At 55.7% G+C, this 13,635-nt stretch carries 14 protein-coding genes; 8 read left to right on the top strand and 6 right to left on the bottom strand.

The genetic code is table 11. The features are described from left to right. Window positions 1-21 precede the first annotated feature (21 nt). Complete coding sequence (locus LDK53_RS14290) at window positions 22-1,296, bottom strand: MFS transporter (protein ID WP_225287440.1); 1,275 nt, start codon at window positions 1,294-1,296, stop codon at window positions 22-24. 191 nt (window positions 1,297-1,487) lie between these two features. On the opposite strand from LDK53_RS14290, the gene LDK53_RS14295 reads away from it, so the two are divergent. After that, window positions 1,488-3,110, top strand: coding sequence for an isovaleryl-CoA dehydrogenase (locus LDK53_RS14295; protein ID WP_225287441.1), 1,623 nt, complete (start codon window positions 1,488-1,490; stop codon window positions 3,108-3,110). Here LDK53_RS14295 and LDK53_RS14300 read toward each other — a convergent pair. From LDK53_RS14300 to bsmA, 3 genes are all read right to left on the bottom strand, one after another. After that, the gene (locus tag LDK53_RS14300; RefSeq protein ID WP_225287442.1) at window positions 3,107-5,038 is read right to left on the bottom strand and encodes a methyl-accepting chemotaxis protein; all 1,932 of its coding nucleotides are present in this window, start codon (window positions 5,036-5,038) and stop codon (window positions 3,107-3,109) included. The two genes, LDK53_RS14295 and LDK53_RS14300, sit on opposite strands and share 4 nt — an antisense overlap. 171 nt (window positions 5,039-5,209) lie before the next feature. Beyond that, the gene (yjfN, locus tag LDK53_RS14305; RefSeq protein ID WP_021240708.1) at window positions 5,210-5,497 is read right to left on the bottom strand and encodes a DUF1471 family protease activator YjfN; all 288 of its coding nucleotides are present in this window, start codon (window positions 5,495-5,497) and stop codon (window positions 5,210-5,212) included. Between the two features lie 136 nt (window positions 5,498-5,633). Continuing rightward, window positions 5,634-5,963: a biofilm peroxide resistance protein BsmA gene (gene bsmA, locus LDK53_RS14310; protein WP_025758271.1), complete on the bottom strand. Its 330-nt coding sequence runs from the start codon at window positions 5,961-5,963 to the stop codon at window positions 5,634-5,636. Between the two features lie 138 nt (window positions 5,964-6,101). On the opposite strand from bsmA, the gene yjfP reads away from it, so the two are divergent. After that, window positions 6,102-6,824: an esterase gene (gene yjfP / locus LDK53_RS14315; protein WP_059385654.1), complete on the top strand. Its 723-nt coding sequence runs from the start codon at window positions 6,102-6,104 to the stop codon at window positions 6,822-6,824. Here yjfP and ulaR read toward each other — a convergent pair. Both ulaR and ulaG read right to left on the bottom strand, forming a co-directional pair. After that, on the bottom strand, window positions 6,821-7,576 hold the full coding sequence (ulaR, locus tag LDK53_RS14320) for an HTH-type transcriptional regulator UlaR (RefSeq protein WP_225287443.1): 756 nt from the start codon (window positions 7,574-7,576) through the stop codon (window positions 6,821-6,823). The genes yjfP and ulaR overlap by 4 nt on opposite strands. 109 nt (window positions 7,577-7,685) lie before the next feature. Continuing rightward, entirely contained in the window at window positions 7,686-8,750 is a 1,065-nt protein-coding gene (gene ulaG, locus LDK53_RS14325; protein WP_047957597.1) for an L-ascorbate 6-phosphate lactonase, read from the bottom strand. A 358-nt stretch (window positions 8,751-9,108) separates the two neighbouring features. On the opposite strand from ulaG, the gene ulaA reads away from it, so the two are divergent. From ulaA to LDK53_RS14355, 6 genes are read left to right on the top strand one after another with little or no spacing between them, the layout of a single operon-like run. After that, window positions 9,109-10,509: a PTS ascorbate transporter subunit IIC gene (ulaA, locus tag LDK53_RS14330; RefSeq protein ID WP_095441960.1), complete on the top strand. Its 1,401-nt coding sequence runs from the start codon at window positions 9,109-9,111 to the stop codon at window positions 10,507-10,509. A gap of 12 nt (window positions 10,510-10,521) precedes the next feature. Beyond that, window positions 10,522-10,827: a PTS ascorbate transporter subunit IIB gene (ulaB, locus tag LDK53_RS14335; protein WP_025758276.1), complete on the top strand. Its 306-nt coding sequence runs from the start codon at window positions 10,522-10,524 to the stop codon at window positions 10,825-10,827. Between the two features lie 9 nt (window positions 10,828-10,836). Next, window positions 10,837-11,304 carry a PTS ascorbate transporter subunit IIA gene (gene ulaC, locus LDK53_RS14340; protein ID WP_225287444.1) on the top strand — a complete coding sequence of 156 codons (468 nt, stop codon included), beginning with the start codon at window positions 10,837-10,839 and terminating at the stop codon, window positions 11,302-11,304. Between the two features lie 12 nt (window positions 11,305-11,316). After that, window positions 11,317-11,967 carry a 3-keto-L-gulonate-6-phosphate decarboxylase UlaD gene (ulaD, locus tag LDK53_RS14345; protein ID WP_025758278.1) on the top strand — a complete coding sequence of 217 codons (651 nt, stop codon included), beginning with the start codon at window positions 11,317-11,319 and terminating at the stop codon, window positions 11,965-11,967. A 9-nt stretch (window positions 11,968-11,976) separates the two neighbouring features. Next, window positions 11,977-12,837 (top strand): L-ribulose-5-phosphate 3-epimerase, encoded by an 861-nt coding sequence (locus LDK53_RS14350; protein ID WP_225287445.1) that lies wholly within the window; start codon window positions 11,977-11,979, stop codon window positions 12,835-12,837. Beyond that, window positions 12,830-13,516 carry an L-ribulose-5-phosphate 4-epimerase gene (locus LDK53_RS14355; protein WP_059385657.1) on the top strand — a complete coding sequence of 229 codons (687 nt, stop codon included), beginning with the start codon at window positions 12,830-12,832 and terminating at the stop codon, window positions 13,514-13,516. The genes LDK53_RS14350 and LDK53_RS14355 overlap by 8 nt, the downstream gene beginning before the upstream one ends. Window positions 13,517-13,635 lie beyond the last annotated feature (119 nt).

Genomic DNA, 13,635 nt, shown 5'->3' on the forward strand with positions numbered 1-13,635 from the left:
CCGCCACCCGGCAAAACAACCTCACTCCTCTAACGACCGCAAATGGTCATCCTTCCTCAGCGTCATCAGCGCGACAATACTCACTACCGCCGTCGCCATCACGTAATACGCCGGAATATTCAGGTTGCCCGTTTCTTTAATCAGCCCGGTGATAATCAGCCCCGCACAGCCCGAGAAAATTGCATTCGACAGGGAGTAAGCCAGCCCAAGCCCGGTATAGCGCACGCGCGTCGGGAACATCTCAGAGAGCATTGCCGGCCCCGGCCCTGCCAGCATGCCTACCAGACCGCCTGCAATCAGGACCACGACTGTCTTCACCGCCAGGGTGCTGGACTCCGCCTGCAGAATTTTCAGCAGCGGCAGGGCGAGGATCAGCAGCAAAACAGTGGCGATAATCATCACCGTGCGGCGGCCAATTCTGTCGCTCAGGATCCCTGACGGAATAATCGTCAGCGCAAAACCGATATTCGAAATTACCGCGATCAGCAGCGCCTGGTTAAACCCGGTATGCAGGGCTGACTGCAGATAGGTCGGCATAATCACCAGATAGGTGTACCCCGCTGCGGACCACACCATTACCCGGCCAATTCCCAACATGATGGCTTTCAGCGTGGCGAGGGTATCCGCCTGAGCGGCAATCGGTTTTCCCTGCTGCTGCACAAAGCCTGGCGTCTCTTCCATACTGACACGCAGCCACAGCGCCACGATACCCATAGGCAACGCCAGGAAGAATGGAATGCGCCAGCCCCAGTCATGCAGGGCTTCCGGCGTGAGGAGGGCGGAGAGCAGCGCCACAATGCCTGCGCCCGCTAACAAGCCCAGCGCCACGGTGAAGGACTGCCACGCGCCGTACAGGCCGCGTTTGCCGCGCGGGGCGAACTCCGTCATCAGTGAGACCGCACCGCCGTACTCGCCGCCCGCGAACAACCCCTGCAGGATGCGCAGGAGCGTGATAATGAGCGGCGCGGCAATGCCAATGCTGGCATAGACCGGGACCATACCAATGGCGGCGGTGGCGAGGGTCATCAACACCAGCACAATAATCAGCGTCGGCTTTCGGCCAATCCGGTCGCCGATGCGACCAAACACCACCGCTCCCAGCGGACGGAAGAAGAAAGCGATGGCAAACGAGGCGTAGGTGAGGATCAGGCTGGTCAGCCCCGCTTCGCCTTCAAGCTGGAAGAAATTCTTCGCAATGACGGTTGCGAGAAAACCATAGACCGCAAACTCATACCACTCGATAAAATTACCAATGGAGCCTGCAATTAATGCTCGCTTGTGCGCATTCGGTTGCATAACTTTCCTCACTGAAAGGGGGGAATAAATTATTCAACAAAGAAGAGGTGGTGAAATAGTTTATTCTTATGTTATGTGAGCTATTTCACGAATGATATCAGCGGGATCGCTACTGTGTGACCGCACTCCCATGCAGCGTTATCGGGGTCTGTCCATACTTACCTTCATTGCCACTGAAGGAGGGAAACAGCATGCACTGGCAAACCCATACCGTTTTTAATCAACCTTCACCACTCTCAAACAGCAACCTTTTCCTTTCTGATTGTGCCCTGCGTGACGCGGTGACCCGCGAAGGTGCTGAGTGGGATATCGAGCTTCTCGCCAGCATCGGCCAGCAGTTAGGTACTGCGGAATCGCTGGAGCTGGGCAGGCTGGCGAACGTGAATCCGCCGGAGTTATTGCGCTATGACCCCACCGGGGAACGGCTGGATGACGTCCGCTTTCACCCGGCGTGGCACTTGCTGATGCAGGGACTGTGTGCCAACCGCGTACATAACCTCGCATGGGAAGAGGAGGCGCGTAAAGGCTCCTTTGTTGCCAGGGCCGCGCGATTTGTCCTGCATGCGCAGGTGGAAGCCGGAACGCTGTGCCCCGTCACCATGACGTTTGCCGCCACACCGCTGCTGCAGCAGGCGCTACCTGAACCTTTCCGGCACTGGCTGACGCCATTACTGAGCGATCGCTACGATCCCCATCTCGCTCCGGCGGGACAAAAACGCGGGCTGCTGATCGGCATGGGGATGACGGAAAAACAGGGCGGCTCAGACGTGCTCAGCAACACCACCAAAGCGGAGAAATGTAGCGACGGCAGCTACCGGCTGGTGGGGCATAAATGGTTTTTCTCCGTCCCGCAAAGCGATGCCCATCTGGTGCTGGCGCAGGCAAAAGGCGGGCTATCCTGCTTTTTTGTTCCGCGCTTTTTGCCTGACGGACAGCGCAATGCCGTGCGGCTGGAGCGCCTTAAGGACAAGCTCGGCAACCGCTCGAATGCCAGCAGCGAGGCAGAGTTTCTCGACGCCTCCGGCTGGCTACTGGGGGAAGAGGGCGAAGGGGTTCGGCAGATACTGAAAATGGGCGGGCTGACGCGCTTTGACTGCGCGCTGGGGAGCCACGGACTGATGCGTCGGGCGCTCTCGGTGGCGCTGTATCACGCCCATCAGCGGCAGACGTTCGGCAAAAACCTCATCGACCAGCCGTTAATGCGCGAGATATTGAGCCGAATGGCGCTGATGCTGGAGGGGCAAACGGCGCTGCTGTTCCGTCTGGCCCGGGCGTGGGATAAAAGCGCCGATCCGCAGGAGGCTGCCTGGGCGCGGCTGTTTACCCCGGCGGCGAAATTTAGCGTGTGTAAAGCGGGCATTCCGTTTGTGGCGGAAGCGATGGAGGTGCTGGGGGGCGTCGGATATTGCGAGGAGAGTGAACTTCCCCGTCTGTACCGCGAGATGCCGGTGAACAGCATCTGGGAAGGGTCAGGCAATATCATGTGTCTGGACGTGCTGCGGGTGCTGGCGAAGCAGCCGGGAATTCACGACCTGCTTGCCGATGAGTTTGCGCAGGTAAAAGGGCAGGACAGACACTTCGACCGCAGCTGGCGACAGCTTCAGCAAAAACTGCGTAAGCCGCAGGAGGCACAGGGCAGGGAGATTGCTCAACAGCTCTTTTTACTGGGCGCCGGTAGCCAAATGCTGCGGCACGCGTCGCCCCCGGTGGCGCAGGCGTGGTGCCGCATGATGCTGGATACCCGCGGCGGTACGCTGATGAGCGAGCAGGTACAAAGTGACCTGCTGCTGCGTGCCACGGGCAGGGTTGGCTAGTTTTTAAGCTGGAACAGACTCACCAGTTCGGTCAGATGTGAGCCCTTCTCGCGCAGCGTTTGTGCGGTTTGTTCGCTGCGTGAGATGCGATCGGCATTGATATGCGACGCTTCGCCAATATGGGTCATGGCGAGATTCACCTGACCGATCCCCGCGGATTGCTCGCGTGAGGCATGGTTAATCTCGGTGACCAGCTGGCTGATGTTATCGATATGAACGATGATGGCATCCATCGCCAGGCGCGTCTGTTCAGACAGCGCGTGACCCTCGCTCACTTTCCTGAGGGTATCGCCAATCAGCTGTTCAATCTCCTTCACTGCATTCGCACTACGCCCCGCCACGGCACGAACTTCCTGCGCGACGACCGCAAACCCTTTACCGTGCTCGCCAGCGCGGGCCGCTTCCACTGCCGCATTCAGCGCCAGAATATTGGTCTGAAAAGCGATGGACTCGATCACGCGGGTGATGTCTTCAATGCGTTTTGACGCTTCGCGAATGTCATCCATGGTCGACACGGCGTGGGCGACGGTTTCGCCACCCTGATGGACCGCGAGCGAGGTTTCACCCACCAGCTGCTGCGTTTGCTCCATATTGGCGGCATTTTGCTGTACGGTCGCGGCCAGTTGCTCCATGCTGGCGGAGGTCTCTTCCACGCTGCTCGCCTGCTTGTTGATCTGCTCTGAAATCTCCCCGGTATCGGAGGCCAGCGCGTTGGTGCCCAAATGGATCTCACTTGCAGCTTCGCGAACCTGCAGCACAATTTTTTGCAGGCCGCCGCCGATGCCGTTGATGGCATCGATCAACTGCCCGACCTCGTCCTGGCGTGTCACGGGCAGGCTGGAGCGGGGATCGCCCGCGGCATATTGCCGGGCAAGATGGATCACGTTGCGCAGCGGCCGGGTCAGCATCCGGCGAATAAGCACCACGAACAGAGCTGCAAAGAGAATGGATAAGACCACGCCAGCCAGCAGGAAACGGTCGCGCATGGCGTTGACGCTTGCGAGCAGCACCGATTTATCCACTTCACCCACGATAGTCCAGTTCCAGCCTGGCAGCGGGGTGTACGCCATTTTCAGCGTGCGTCCATCGTCGCTTGTGCGTTCCAGCGTGCCAGGTTTGTCACCCAGCAGCTGTTGCTGCGTCGCGACGTCCCACCTGGGCAATTGCCCCTCTTCCGTGGTGTGGAACAGATATTGCCCGCGGGTTTTGCCGTTGCTGCGATCCAGCACAAAGAAATGACCGCTCTCGCCCAGGCGGCGGTTCAGGATTTTCTCGCGCATGACGTTCCATGAGTGAGAGATGTCCACCCCGACAAAGACAATCGCAATGACCTGCCCTTCGGCATTTTTAACCGGCTGGTACTGAGTGATGTAGCGCTTGCCAAATAACAGGGCCAGGCCGCGGTAGACTTCACCTTTGTTAACGGCGGCAAAGGCCGGACTGGAGGCATCCAGAACGGTACCCATCGCCCGATCGCCATTCTCTTTGCGCAGGGACGTGGCGACGCGGACAAAGTCATTACCGCTGCGTACAAATAGCGTGGAAATGGCGCCTGTACGGTTCAGGAAATCGTCCGACAGGGTGTTGTTTTCATGCAGTCCGGTTTCTCCCCCTTTCAGCAGTGGAACGCTGAGCCCATTAATTATCTGGGGTTGAGAAGCATCAATGCTCAGAGGCTGCGGTAAAAAGGTGGTAAACAGCCGGGTATAGCTCTCCACTTCTTCACTCAGGCTGGTGTTAAACATCTGCACCATGTCGACCATACCGGTGGACTGATTATGCAGATCCTCTACCGCAAGGGCTTCAAGCTGCTGGCTGGCTTTTTGGCTGAGCAGAAAAGTGAACAGCAGAAATAGCGTGGCGACACTGACGCCTGTAAGTAGCGATAGCTTCGCCCCCAGGCCTGCACGGCGAAAAACAGTGATCATAAATTGCTCATTATTGAAAAAGTATGGTTCTTCAACGGCAGAGCAGAGATTACGTTTACTAAATTAGTGTAACAAAATGTTATTTTATTGTTGTTAATTGGTTTTATCGGAGATAAAAAATTTGCAAAAACGAAAAGCCACTAAAAATAAGTGGCTTTTATCAGGAGGGGATTATACGTAGAGAATGGCCTGTACCCGCCAGTGGTCAATATGGTTATCTTCCTGCATCTGGATGATGCGATACCAGGAAGCACCCTGCTCATCGGCCTTTAATGCCACGACACGTTCAACGTCCTGCGGGCTCCCCGAGATATTATTCACGGAGATCTGGCCAATTTCATTCAGGCCAGTCACACAATCAGCACTGGCGAATTCTGCCGACTGCGCGGTTGTGCTCACCAGGCCTGCTGAGAGCAACAGAGAGGTCAAAGCAAGAGTTCGTTTCATCGTCAGCTCCATTTCACATATCTCCGGTATCCGCCGGGCAATCCTTCGCGAATAAACTCCCTTCCATTGACGCGGTCGTGGAGTTTATTGTGGACAGGAAAATGTCTATGGACGCAAAGCAGTGTAAATGTCGTTCAAAGGAAAACCATTATTTACGGTACAAAATTGCCTGTGAGTACCACTGTCCCGTTATGATGGTTTCGTCGATCATAATGATGACGTAGTAATCTGCTTTGGCGGCGACGGCTTGTGCTTTTATTGCCTCTTCTGCGTCATCCGGAGAACCGCGAACCAGCGCGGAGACGGTGCCCATTCGTTGTAATCCTTCCGTCTGATTACGACGAATCTCCTGTGGATGATCGGCGACCGGTGGAGCGGGTTGCGGCGTACCCTGCAGCGCGCTACAGCCACTGAGCAGAAACACCAGCAATAAAGCAGCAAACCTGCGCATAACCATATCTCGTTTCCTGATAGCCATAGTGTAGTTGTCTGTGAATTGAGTTTGCGGGGGAATGTTCCCGAAGTGTTAGCTGGGACGTATATTTCGAATGAAAATGACGTGAAAGCGTAACCCAGTTCTCAACATTATGAATCATACATTCGCAGAGGGTCGACAATGATTGAAATTGAAATACGCCACCTCGGCGACCACGAGATTTTACACGCGACGCCCGCGGGCAAACGTGATAAACCGCTACCGGTTGTCGTTTTCTATCACGGGTTTACGTCATCAAAGCTGGTTTACAGTTATTTTGCAGTGGCGCTGGCGCAGGCGGGGTTTCGGGTAGTGATGCCGGATGCCCCCGACCACGGCGCACGCTTCACGGGCGATGAACAGGCGCGGCTTGGGCGGTTCTGGCACATTCTGCACGGCAGTTTGACCGAGTTTGCCGGGTTGCGTGATGCGCTTTATGCGGCCGGGCTGGTGGCCGACAATCGACTGGCCGTGGCCGGGGCGTCGATGGGGGGGATGGCCGCGCTGGGGATTATGACGCATCATCCTGACGTGACGTCCGTCGCCTGTCTGATGGGCTCGGGCTATTTTACGTCGCTGGCGAAGACGCTTTTCCCCCCTCAGGATGTCGCGGAAGTGACGGCGACGCTGGCAGAGTGGGAGGTGACCCGGGCATTGCCACGTCTGGCCGATCGCCCGCTGCTGCTGTGGCACGGTGATGCGGATGATGTGGTACCACCCGAAGGCACTTTCCGTCTACAGCAGGCGTTAAAGCATGAAGGACGGGACGGTAATCTGACGTGCCTGTGGGAAGCGGGCGTCCGCCACCGCATCACGCCAACGGCGCTGGACGCCACGGTAGCGTTTTTCCGCCAGCACCTTTAAACGCGCAGGATTTTTACGCCCTGATCCTCCAGCTTCTGGAGGATTTCCGGGTTGGCACTTTTGCCGGTGATCACCATGTCGATCTGTTCGGCGCGGCTGAATAACATTCCTGCGCGCTCGCCCACTTTGCTGCTGTCGACCAGCACCACGAGCTTGCCCACGACGTTGAGCATGTTTTGTTCCGCCATGGCGGTCAACATATCGGTTTTATACAGGCCATCCGCGGTCAGGCCTTTGCCGCTGGTAAACATCCAGTGTCCGGCATAGAGACTGTTTTCGCTGTCCTGCGGGCTGAGCGTAATGGACTGACTCTTGTTGTACTGGCCGCCCATGATCACCACGCTCTCGTGCTCCTGATCGATCAGATAGTTAGCGAGCGGTAAGTAATTAGTGATGATTTGCACCGGTTTGCCGCACATTTCGCGACCCAGCAGAAACGCCGTGGAGCCGCAGTTGATGACCACACTCTCGCCGGGATTCACCAGCTGTGACGCGGCTCTGGCAATTCGCACTTTTTCATCATGATTTTGTGCCTGATGGATATTCATCGGGGTCCAGCGAGGGCGCTGCTGGCTGATGGCCTCTGCCCCGTTGCGGACTTTTTTCAGTTTGCCGCTTTCGTCCAGCTTGTTGATATCCCGCCGCGCCGTTGCCGGGGAGATCCCTAAACGTTCGATCACTTTCTCGACGGTGACGAACCCTGTTTGCGCCAGGAGTTCCAGGAGAATTTGATGCCGTTGCGCTTCCGTCATGAGCTATTCCGATAATAATTGATTTGAAAAGATAATATTTGAAATAGCCTGAAAATACTAAAAGAAAATGGCCTCGCCAGGCATCCTGTCTGGCGAGGCGGCTGCACAATCAGAGGAAGGACTTGAATGGCAGGTCAGGCTCAATGGTGAAGCAATCATCGAAACCACGCGGGTAGTGATATTCGAGATTATCTTTGTCCAGCGGCCAGGTGAATTTGCCGCCGACCTGCCAGATGAACGGCTTGAAGCCATACTTCAGGCGATCTTTCTTCATCTCCCACAATACGCGGATTTCCTGCGGATCGGCCTGGAAATTCGACCAGATATCATGGTGGAACGGGATCACCACTTTGGTGTTCAGTGCTTCCGCCATGCGCAGCATATCGGCGCTGGTCATCTTGTCAGTAATACCGCGCGGGTTCTCGCCGTAGGAGCCCAGCGCCACATCAATCTGATGTTCGTTACCGTGCTTCGCATAGTAATTAGAGTAGTGAGAGTCACCGCTGTGGTAGAGGGAACCGCCAGGGGTTTTAAACAGATAGTTGACTGCACGCTCATCCATACCGTCTGGCAAAACGCCCGCGGCCTTTTGATCGGCTGGCAGGGTAATCAATGCGGTACGGTCAAAGGCATCCAGCGCATGGATTTCAATGTCTTTGATTTTCACCACGTCGCCTGGCTTCATCACGATGCAACGCTCTTTTGGCACTCCCCAGCCGACCCATAAATCCACGCAGGTCTGCGGCCCGATAAACGGCACGTTGTCAGGGCAGTTTTGCATCACAGCCGCCGCCACGTTCACGTCGATATGATCGTTATGATCGTGAGTGGAGAGCACGGCATCGATCTGGCGAATCGCAAAGGGATCAAGCACAAACGGTGTCGTACGCAGGTTCGGCTGTAGTTTTTCGACACCCGCCATGCGCTGCATCTGATGCCCTTTTTTCATCAGCGGGTTGCCGTGGCTCTGTTTGCCCGTGCCGCACCAGAAATCGACACAGATATTCGCGCCACCCTCTGATTTCAGCCAGATGCCGGTGCAACCCAACCACCACATTGCAAAGGTACCAGGAGCCACGTTTTCCTGCTCGATCTCTTCATTCAGCCAGCTACCCCATTCCGGGAAGGTGCTCAGAATCCATGATTCACGGGTGATGGTGTTCACTTTACTCATCGTTTTCACTCCTGCTTCAATCAAAAGTAATCATATTGTGATTTGTTGTGATTAATGCTGGCATCCTTTTACGCACTTTGCAATGGTGAAAATGCGGAACTTTATCTGTTCTACTTCACGGTTTTGCCGCTTTCACCTTGTTAAACGAGTTCGTGATAAAAATTAATCGATTGAATTATATGGGTTAATTTGATTTTTCGATGCGAATGAAAAAGCCATTACTAACTGCATGGAAATAATTTGCGGGATACGTCACAAATAATCAAATGCAATCTTGTGGTGATTATTTTTGATTAATAGAGTGATGACACCAACCTCACAGGGATTGCCCCTTGTGTTCTCATTGCTGGAGAGAGTTATGGAGATCCTCTACAACGTCTTTACCGTTTTCTTTAATCAGGTAATGACTAACGCCCCGCTGCTGCTGGGGATTGTGACGTGCCTGGGTTATATCCTGCTGCGTAAAAGCGTGAGCGTGATTATCAAAGGCACGATTAAGACCATTATCGGCTTCATGCTGTTGCAGGCAGGGTCTGGCATCCTGACCAGCACCTTTAAACCGGTCGTGGCGAAAATGTCGGAAGTGTATGGTATCAACGGCGCGATCTCTGATACCTACGCCTCAATGATGGCCACCATCGATCGCATGGGGGATGCCTACAGCTGGGTGGGTTACGCGGTTCTGCTCGCGCTGGCGCTGAACATCCTTTACGTTCTGCTGCGCCGTATTACCGGTATTCGCACCATCATGCTGACGGGGCACATCATGTTCCAGCAGGCGGGGCTGATCGCGGTGTCTCTCTATATCTTCGGTTACCCCATGTGGACCACGATTATCTGCACGGCCGTGCTGGTATCGCTCTACTGGGGGATCACCTCCAACATGATGTACAAGCCGACGCAAGACGTCACTGACGGCTGTGGCTTCTCCATCGGCCATCAGCAGCAGTTTGCCTCCTGGATTGCTTACAAAGTTGCTCCGTACCTGGGTAAAAAAGAGGACAGCGTTGAAGATCTTAAGCTGCCGGGCTGGCTGAATATCTTCCACGACAACATCGTCTCAACCGCCATTGTGATGACCATTTTCTTCGGGGCCATTCTGCTCTCCTTCGGTATTGACGTGGTGCAGGCGATGGCGGGGAAAACCCACTGGACGGTCTATATCCTGCAGACCGGTTTCTCCTTCGCGGTGGCGATTTTCATCATTACTCAGGGCGTCCGTATGTTCGTTGCTGAGCTCTCGGAAGCCTTCAACGGGATCTCCCAGCGCCTGATTCCCGGCGCGGTGCTGGCCATCGACTGCGCCGCTATCTACAGCTTCGCGCCGAACGCGGTGGTCTGGGGCTTTATGTGGGGCACCATCGGCCAGCTGATTGCGGTGGGCATCCTGGTGGGCTGCGGCTCGTCCATTCTGATCATTCCTGGCTTTATCCCGATGTTCTTCTCCAACGCCACCATTGGCGTCTTTGCGAACCACTTTGGCGGCTGGCGCGCAGCGCTCAAGATCTGCCTGGTGATGGGCATGGTGGAAATCTTCGGTTGCGTGTGGGCGGTCAAGCTCACCGGTATGAGCGCCTGGATGGGCATGGCGGACTGGTCAATTCTGGCCCCACCGATGATGCAGGGCTTCGCCTCCGTCGGACTGGTCTTTATGGCCGTCATTATCCTGATTGCTCTGGCTTATATGTTCTTCGCGGGTCGCGCGCTGCGCGCTGAAGAAGATGCGGAAAAACAAACAGCAGAAGTTTCTGCTCATTAAGGAGTTTCGATTATGACCGTACGTATTCTGGCTGTCTGTGGCAATGGGCAAGGTAGCTCCATGATCATGAAGATGAAAGTGGACCAGTTTTTAACCCAGTCCAACATTGACCACACGGTAAACAGCTGTGCAGTGGGCGAATACAAAAGCGAGCTGAACGGCGCGGATATCATCATCGCCTCTACCCATATCGCCGGTGAAATTAGTGTGTCAGGCAATAAATATGTGGTGGGCGTCCGCAACATGCTGTCGCCAGCGGATTTTGGCCCCAAGCTGCTGGACGTGATCAAAGAACACTTCCCCCAAGACGTGAAGTAAGGACGCCCAATGAAACTACGTGATTCGCTGGCGGAGAATAACTCCATCCTTTTACAGGCTGAGGCCAGCACCTGGCAGGAAGCGGTCAAGCTGAGCGTGGATTTACTGGTTAAGGCTGACGTAGTCGAGCCGCGTTATTACCAGGCCATTCTTGATGGCGTGGCCCAGCACGGCCCTTACTTTGTCATTGCGCCAGGCCTGGCCATGCCGCATGGCCGTCCGGAAGAGGGTGTGAAGAAAACCGGCTTCGCGCTGGTGACGCTGAAAACCCCGCTGGTGTTTAACCATGAAGATAACGACCCGGTCGACATTCTGATCACCATGGCGGCCGTGGATGCCAACACCCATCAGGAGGTCGGCATCATGCAGATCGTTAATCTATTTGATGACGAAGCGAATTTTGACCGTTTACGCGCCTGCCGCACTGCGCAGGACGTTCTGAATTTAATTGATAACGCCACAGCGGCGGCCGTTTAAGAGGAATTGAAAATGTCATTACCGATGTTGCAGGTTGCGCTGGATAACCAGACGTTGTCCCACGCTTACGAAACGACCCGTCTGATCGCCGAAGAAGTGGACATCATCGAGGTGGGCACCATTCTGTGCGTAGGCGAGGGCGTTCGCGCCGTTCGCGACCTGAAAGCGCTCTATCCACACAAAATCGTGCTGGCGGATGCCAAAATTGCTGACGCCGGAAAAATTCTCTCCCGCATGTGCTTCGAAGCTAACGCTGACTGGGTCACCGTGATCTGCTGTGCGGATATCAACACCGCGAAAGGTGCGCTAGATGTGGCAAAAGAGTTCAACGGCGATGTGCAGATCGAACTGACCGGTTTCTGGACCTGGGAGCAGGCACAGGCGTGGCGCGAGGCTGGCATTCAGCAGGTGGTTTATCACCGCAGCCGTGATGCCCAGGCCGCAGGCGTGGCGTGGAGCGATGCGGATATCAGCGCGATTAAACGCCTGGCGGATATGGGCTTTAAAGTGACCGTTACCGGTGGTCTGGCGCTGGAAGATCTGCCGCTGTTCAAGGGCATCCCGATTCACGTCTTTATTGCGGGGCGTAGCATTCGTGATGCGGCCTCTCCGGTGGAAGCCGCGCGTCAGTTCAAACGCTCAATCGCTCAGCTTTGGGGCTAAGGAGCGGGTATGTTGTCAAAACAGGTCCCGCTTGGCATCTATGAAAAGGCACTCCCTGCGGGGGAGTGCTGGCTGGAGCGGTTGCAGCTGGCAAAACAGCTGGATTTCGATTTTGTCGAAATGTCAGTGGATGAGACGGACGCGCGTCTCTCTCGCCTCGACTGGAGCCGCGTACAACGTCTGGCGCTGGTGAGCGCTATCGCGGAAACGGGCGTGCGCGTGCCTTCCATGTGCCTCAGCGCCCACCGTCGTTTTCCGCTTGGCAGCGAAGATGATGCCGTGCGTGCGCAGGGGCTGGCGATCATGCGTAAAGCCATTCGCTTTGCGCAGGATGTTGGCATTCGCGTGATTCAGCTCGCCGGGTATGACGTTTACTACCAGGAAGCCAATGATGAAACGCGCCGTCGTTTTCGTGACGGCCTGAAAGAGAGCGTCGAGATGGCCAGCCGCGCGCAGGTGACGCTGGCGATGGAGATCATGGATTATCCGTTGATGAACTCCATCAGTAAGGCGCTGGGCTACGCACATTACCTGAACAACCCGTGGTTCCAGCTCTATCCTGATATCGGCAATCTGTCGGCGTGGGATAACGACGTACAAATGGAGCTGCAGGCGGGGATCGGGCATATCGTGGCGGTTCACGTCAAAGATACCCGTCCCGGCGTATTCAAAAATGTTCCGTTCGGCACCGGGGTGGTGGATTTTGAACGGTGCTTCCAGACGCTCAAACAGACAGGCTACTGCGGGCCGTACCTGATTGAGATGTGGAGTGAAACGTCGGACGACCCGGCCGCGGAAGTGGCAAAAGCCCGGGACTGGGTGCGCGAGCGCATGGCGCAGGCGGGGTTACTGGAGGCTGAATATGCTTAAGCTCAAACAGCAGGTCTTTGAGGCCAATATGGATCTCCCGCGTTACGGACTGGTTACGTTCACCTGGGGCAACGTCAGCGCTATCGATCGCGAGCAGGGGCGGGTGGTGATCAAACCGAGCGGCGTGGCGTATGACACCATGACCGTTGACGATATGGTGGTGGTGGATCTCAACGGACAGGTTGTGGAGGGAAAATGGCGTCCCTCTTCAGATACGGCCACGCATCTGGCGCTGTACCGACGCTATCCATCACTGGGCGGCGTCGTGCATACCCACTCGACCCATGCCACGGCCTGGGCGCAGGCGGGGCTGGCCATTCCGGCGCTGGGCACGACTCATGCGGACTACTTCTTTGGCGACATTCCCTGCACCCGCGCGTTAACGCAGGCTGAAGTGGAAGGGGAGTACGAACTCAATACCGGGAAGGTGATTATCGATACGCTGGGTGAAACTGAACCGTTGCATACGCCAGGTATTGTGGTCTATCAGCACGGTCCGTTCGCCTGGGGAAAAGATGCTCACGACGCGGTACATAATGCTGTCGTGATGGAGGAGGTGGCACGCATGGCGTGGATTGCCCGCGGCATCAACCCACAGCTTCAGGGCATTGATGATTACCTGATGAACAAGCATTTCATGCGCAAGCACGGCCCGAATGCCTATTACGGGCAGAAGTGAATAAGCGCTCTGGAATACCGAAAACAGTTGTAACCGGTGGTATTTCAGAGCCATTCACAAAAAAAAGCCCCCGGGCAGGGGGCAACGTAAACTATGGCTATGTTCTCGTTGTTGGCTTT

The organism is Enterobacter sp. K16B (genome assembly GCF_020216105.1).
Taxonomy (GTDB): Bacteria; Pseudomonadota; Gammaproteobacteria; order Enterobacterales; family Enterobacteriaceae; genus Enterobacter; species Enterobacter sichuanensis.

Coding starts and splice junctions, on each gene's coding strand:
- LDK53_RS14290 (WP_225287440.1), bottom strand. CDS start 1,296: ATGCAACCGAATGCGCACAAGCGAGCATTAATTGCAGGCTCCATTGGT.
- LDK53_RS14295 (WP_225287441.1), top strand. CDS start 1,488: ATGCACTGGCAAACCCATACCGTTTTTAATCAACCTTCACCACTCTCA.
- LDK53_RS14300 (WP_225287442.1), bottom strand. CDS start 5,038: ATGATCACTGTTTTTCGCCGTGCAGGCCTGGGGGCGAAGCTATCGCTA.
- yjfN (WP_021240708.1), bottom strand. CDS start 5,497: ATGGAGCTGACGATGAAACGAACTCTTGCTTTGACCTCTCTGTTGCTC.
- bsmA (WP_025758271.1), bottom strand. CDS start 5,963: ATGGCTATCAGGAAACGAGATATGGTTATGCGCAGGTTTGCTGCTTTA.
- yjfP (WP_059385654.1), top strand. CDS start 6,102: ATGATTGAAATTGAAATACGCCACCTCGGCGACCACGAGATTTTACAC.
- ulaR (WP_225287443.1), bottom strand. CDS start 7,576: ATGACGGAAGCGCAACGGCATCAAATTCTCCTGGAACTCCTGGCGCAA.
- ulaG (WP_047957597.1), bottom strand. CDS start 8,750: ATGAGTAAAGTGAACACCATCACCCGTGAATCATGGATTCTGAGCACC.
- ulaA (WP_095441960.1), top strand. CDS start 9,109: ATGGAGATCCTCTACAACGTCTTTACCGTTTTCTTTAATCAGGTAATG.
- ulaB (WP_025758276.1), top strand. CDS start 10,522: ATGACCGTACGTATTCTGGCTGTCTGTGGCAATGGGCAAGGTAGCTCC.
- ulaC (WP_225287444.1), top strand. CDS start 10,837: ATGAAACTACGTGATTCGCTGGCGGAGAATAACTCCATCCTTTTACAG.
- ulaD (WP_025758278.1), top strand. CDS start 11,317: ATGTCATTACCGATGTTGCAGGTTGCGCTGGATAACCAGACGTTGTCC.
- LDK53_RS14350 (WP_225287445.1), top strand. CDS start 11,977: ATGTTGTCAAAACAGGTCCCGCTTGGCATCTATGAAAAGGCACTCCCT.
- LDK53_RS14355 (WP_059385657.1), top strand. CDS start 12,830: ATGCTTAAGCTCAAACAGCAGGTCTTTGAGGCCAATATGGATCTCCCG.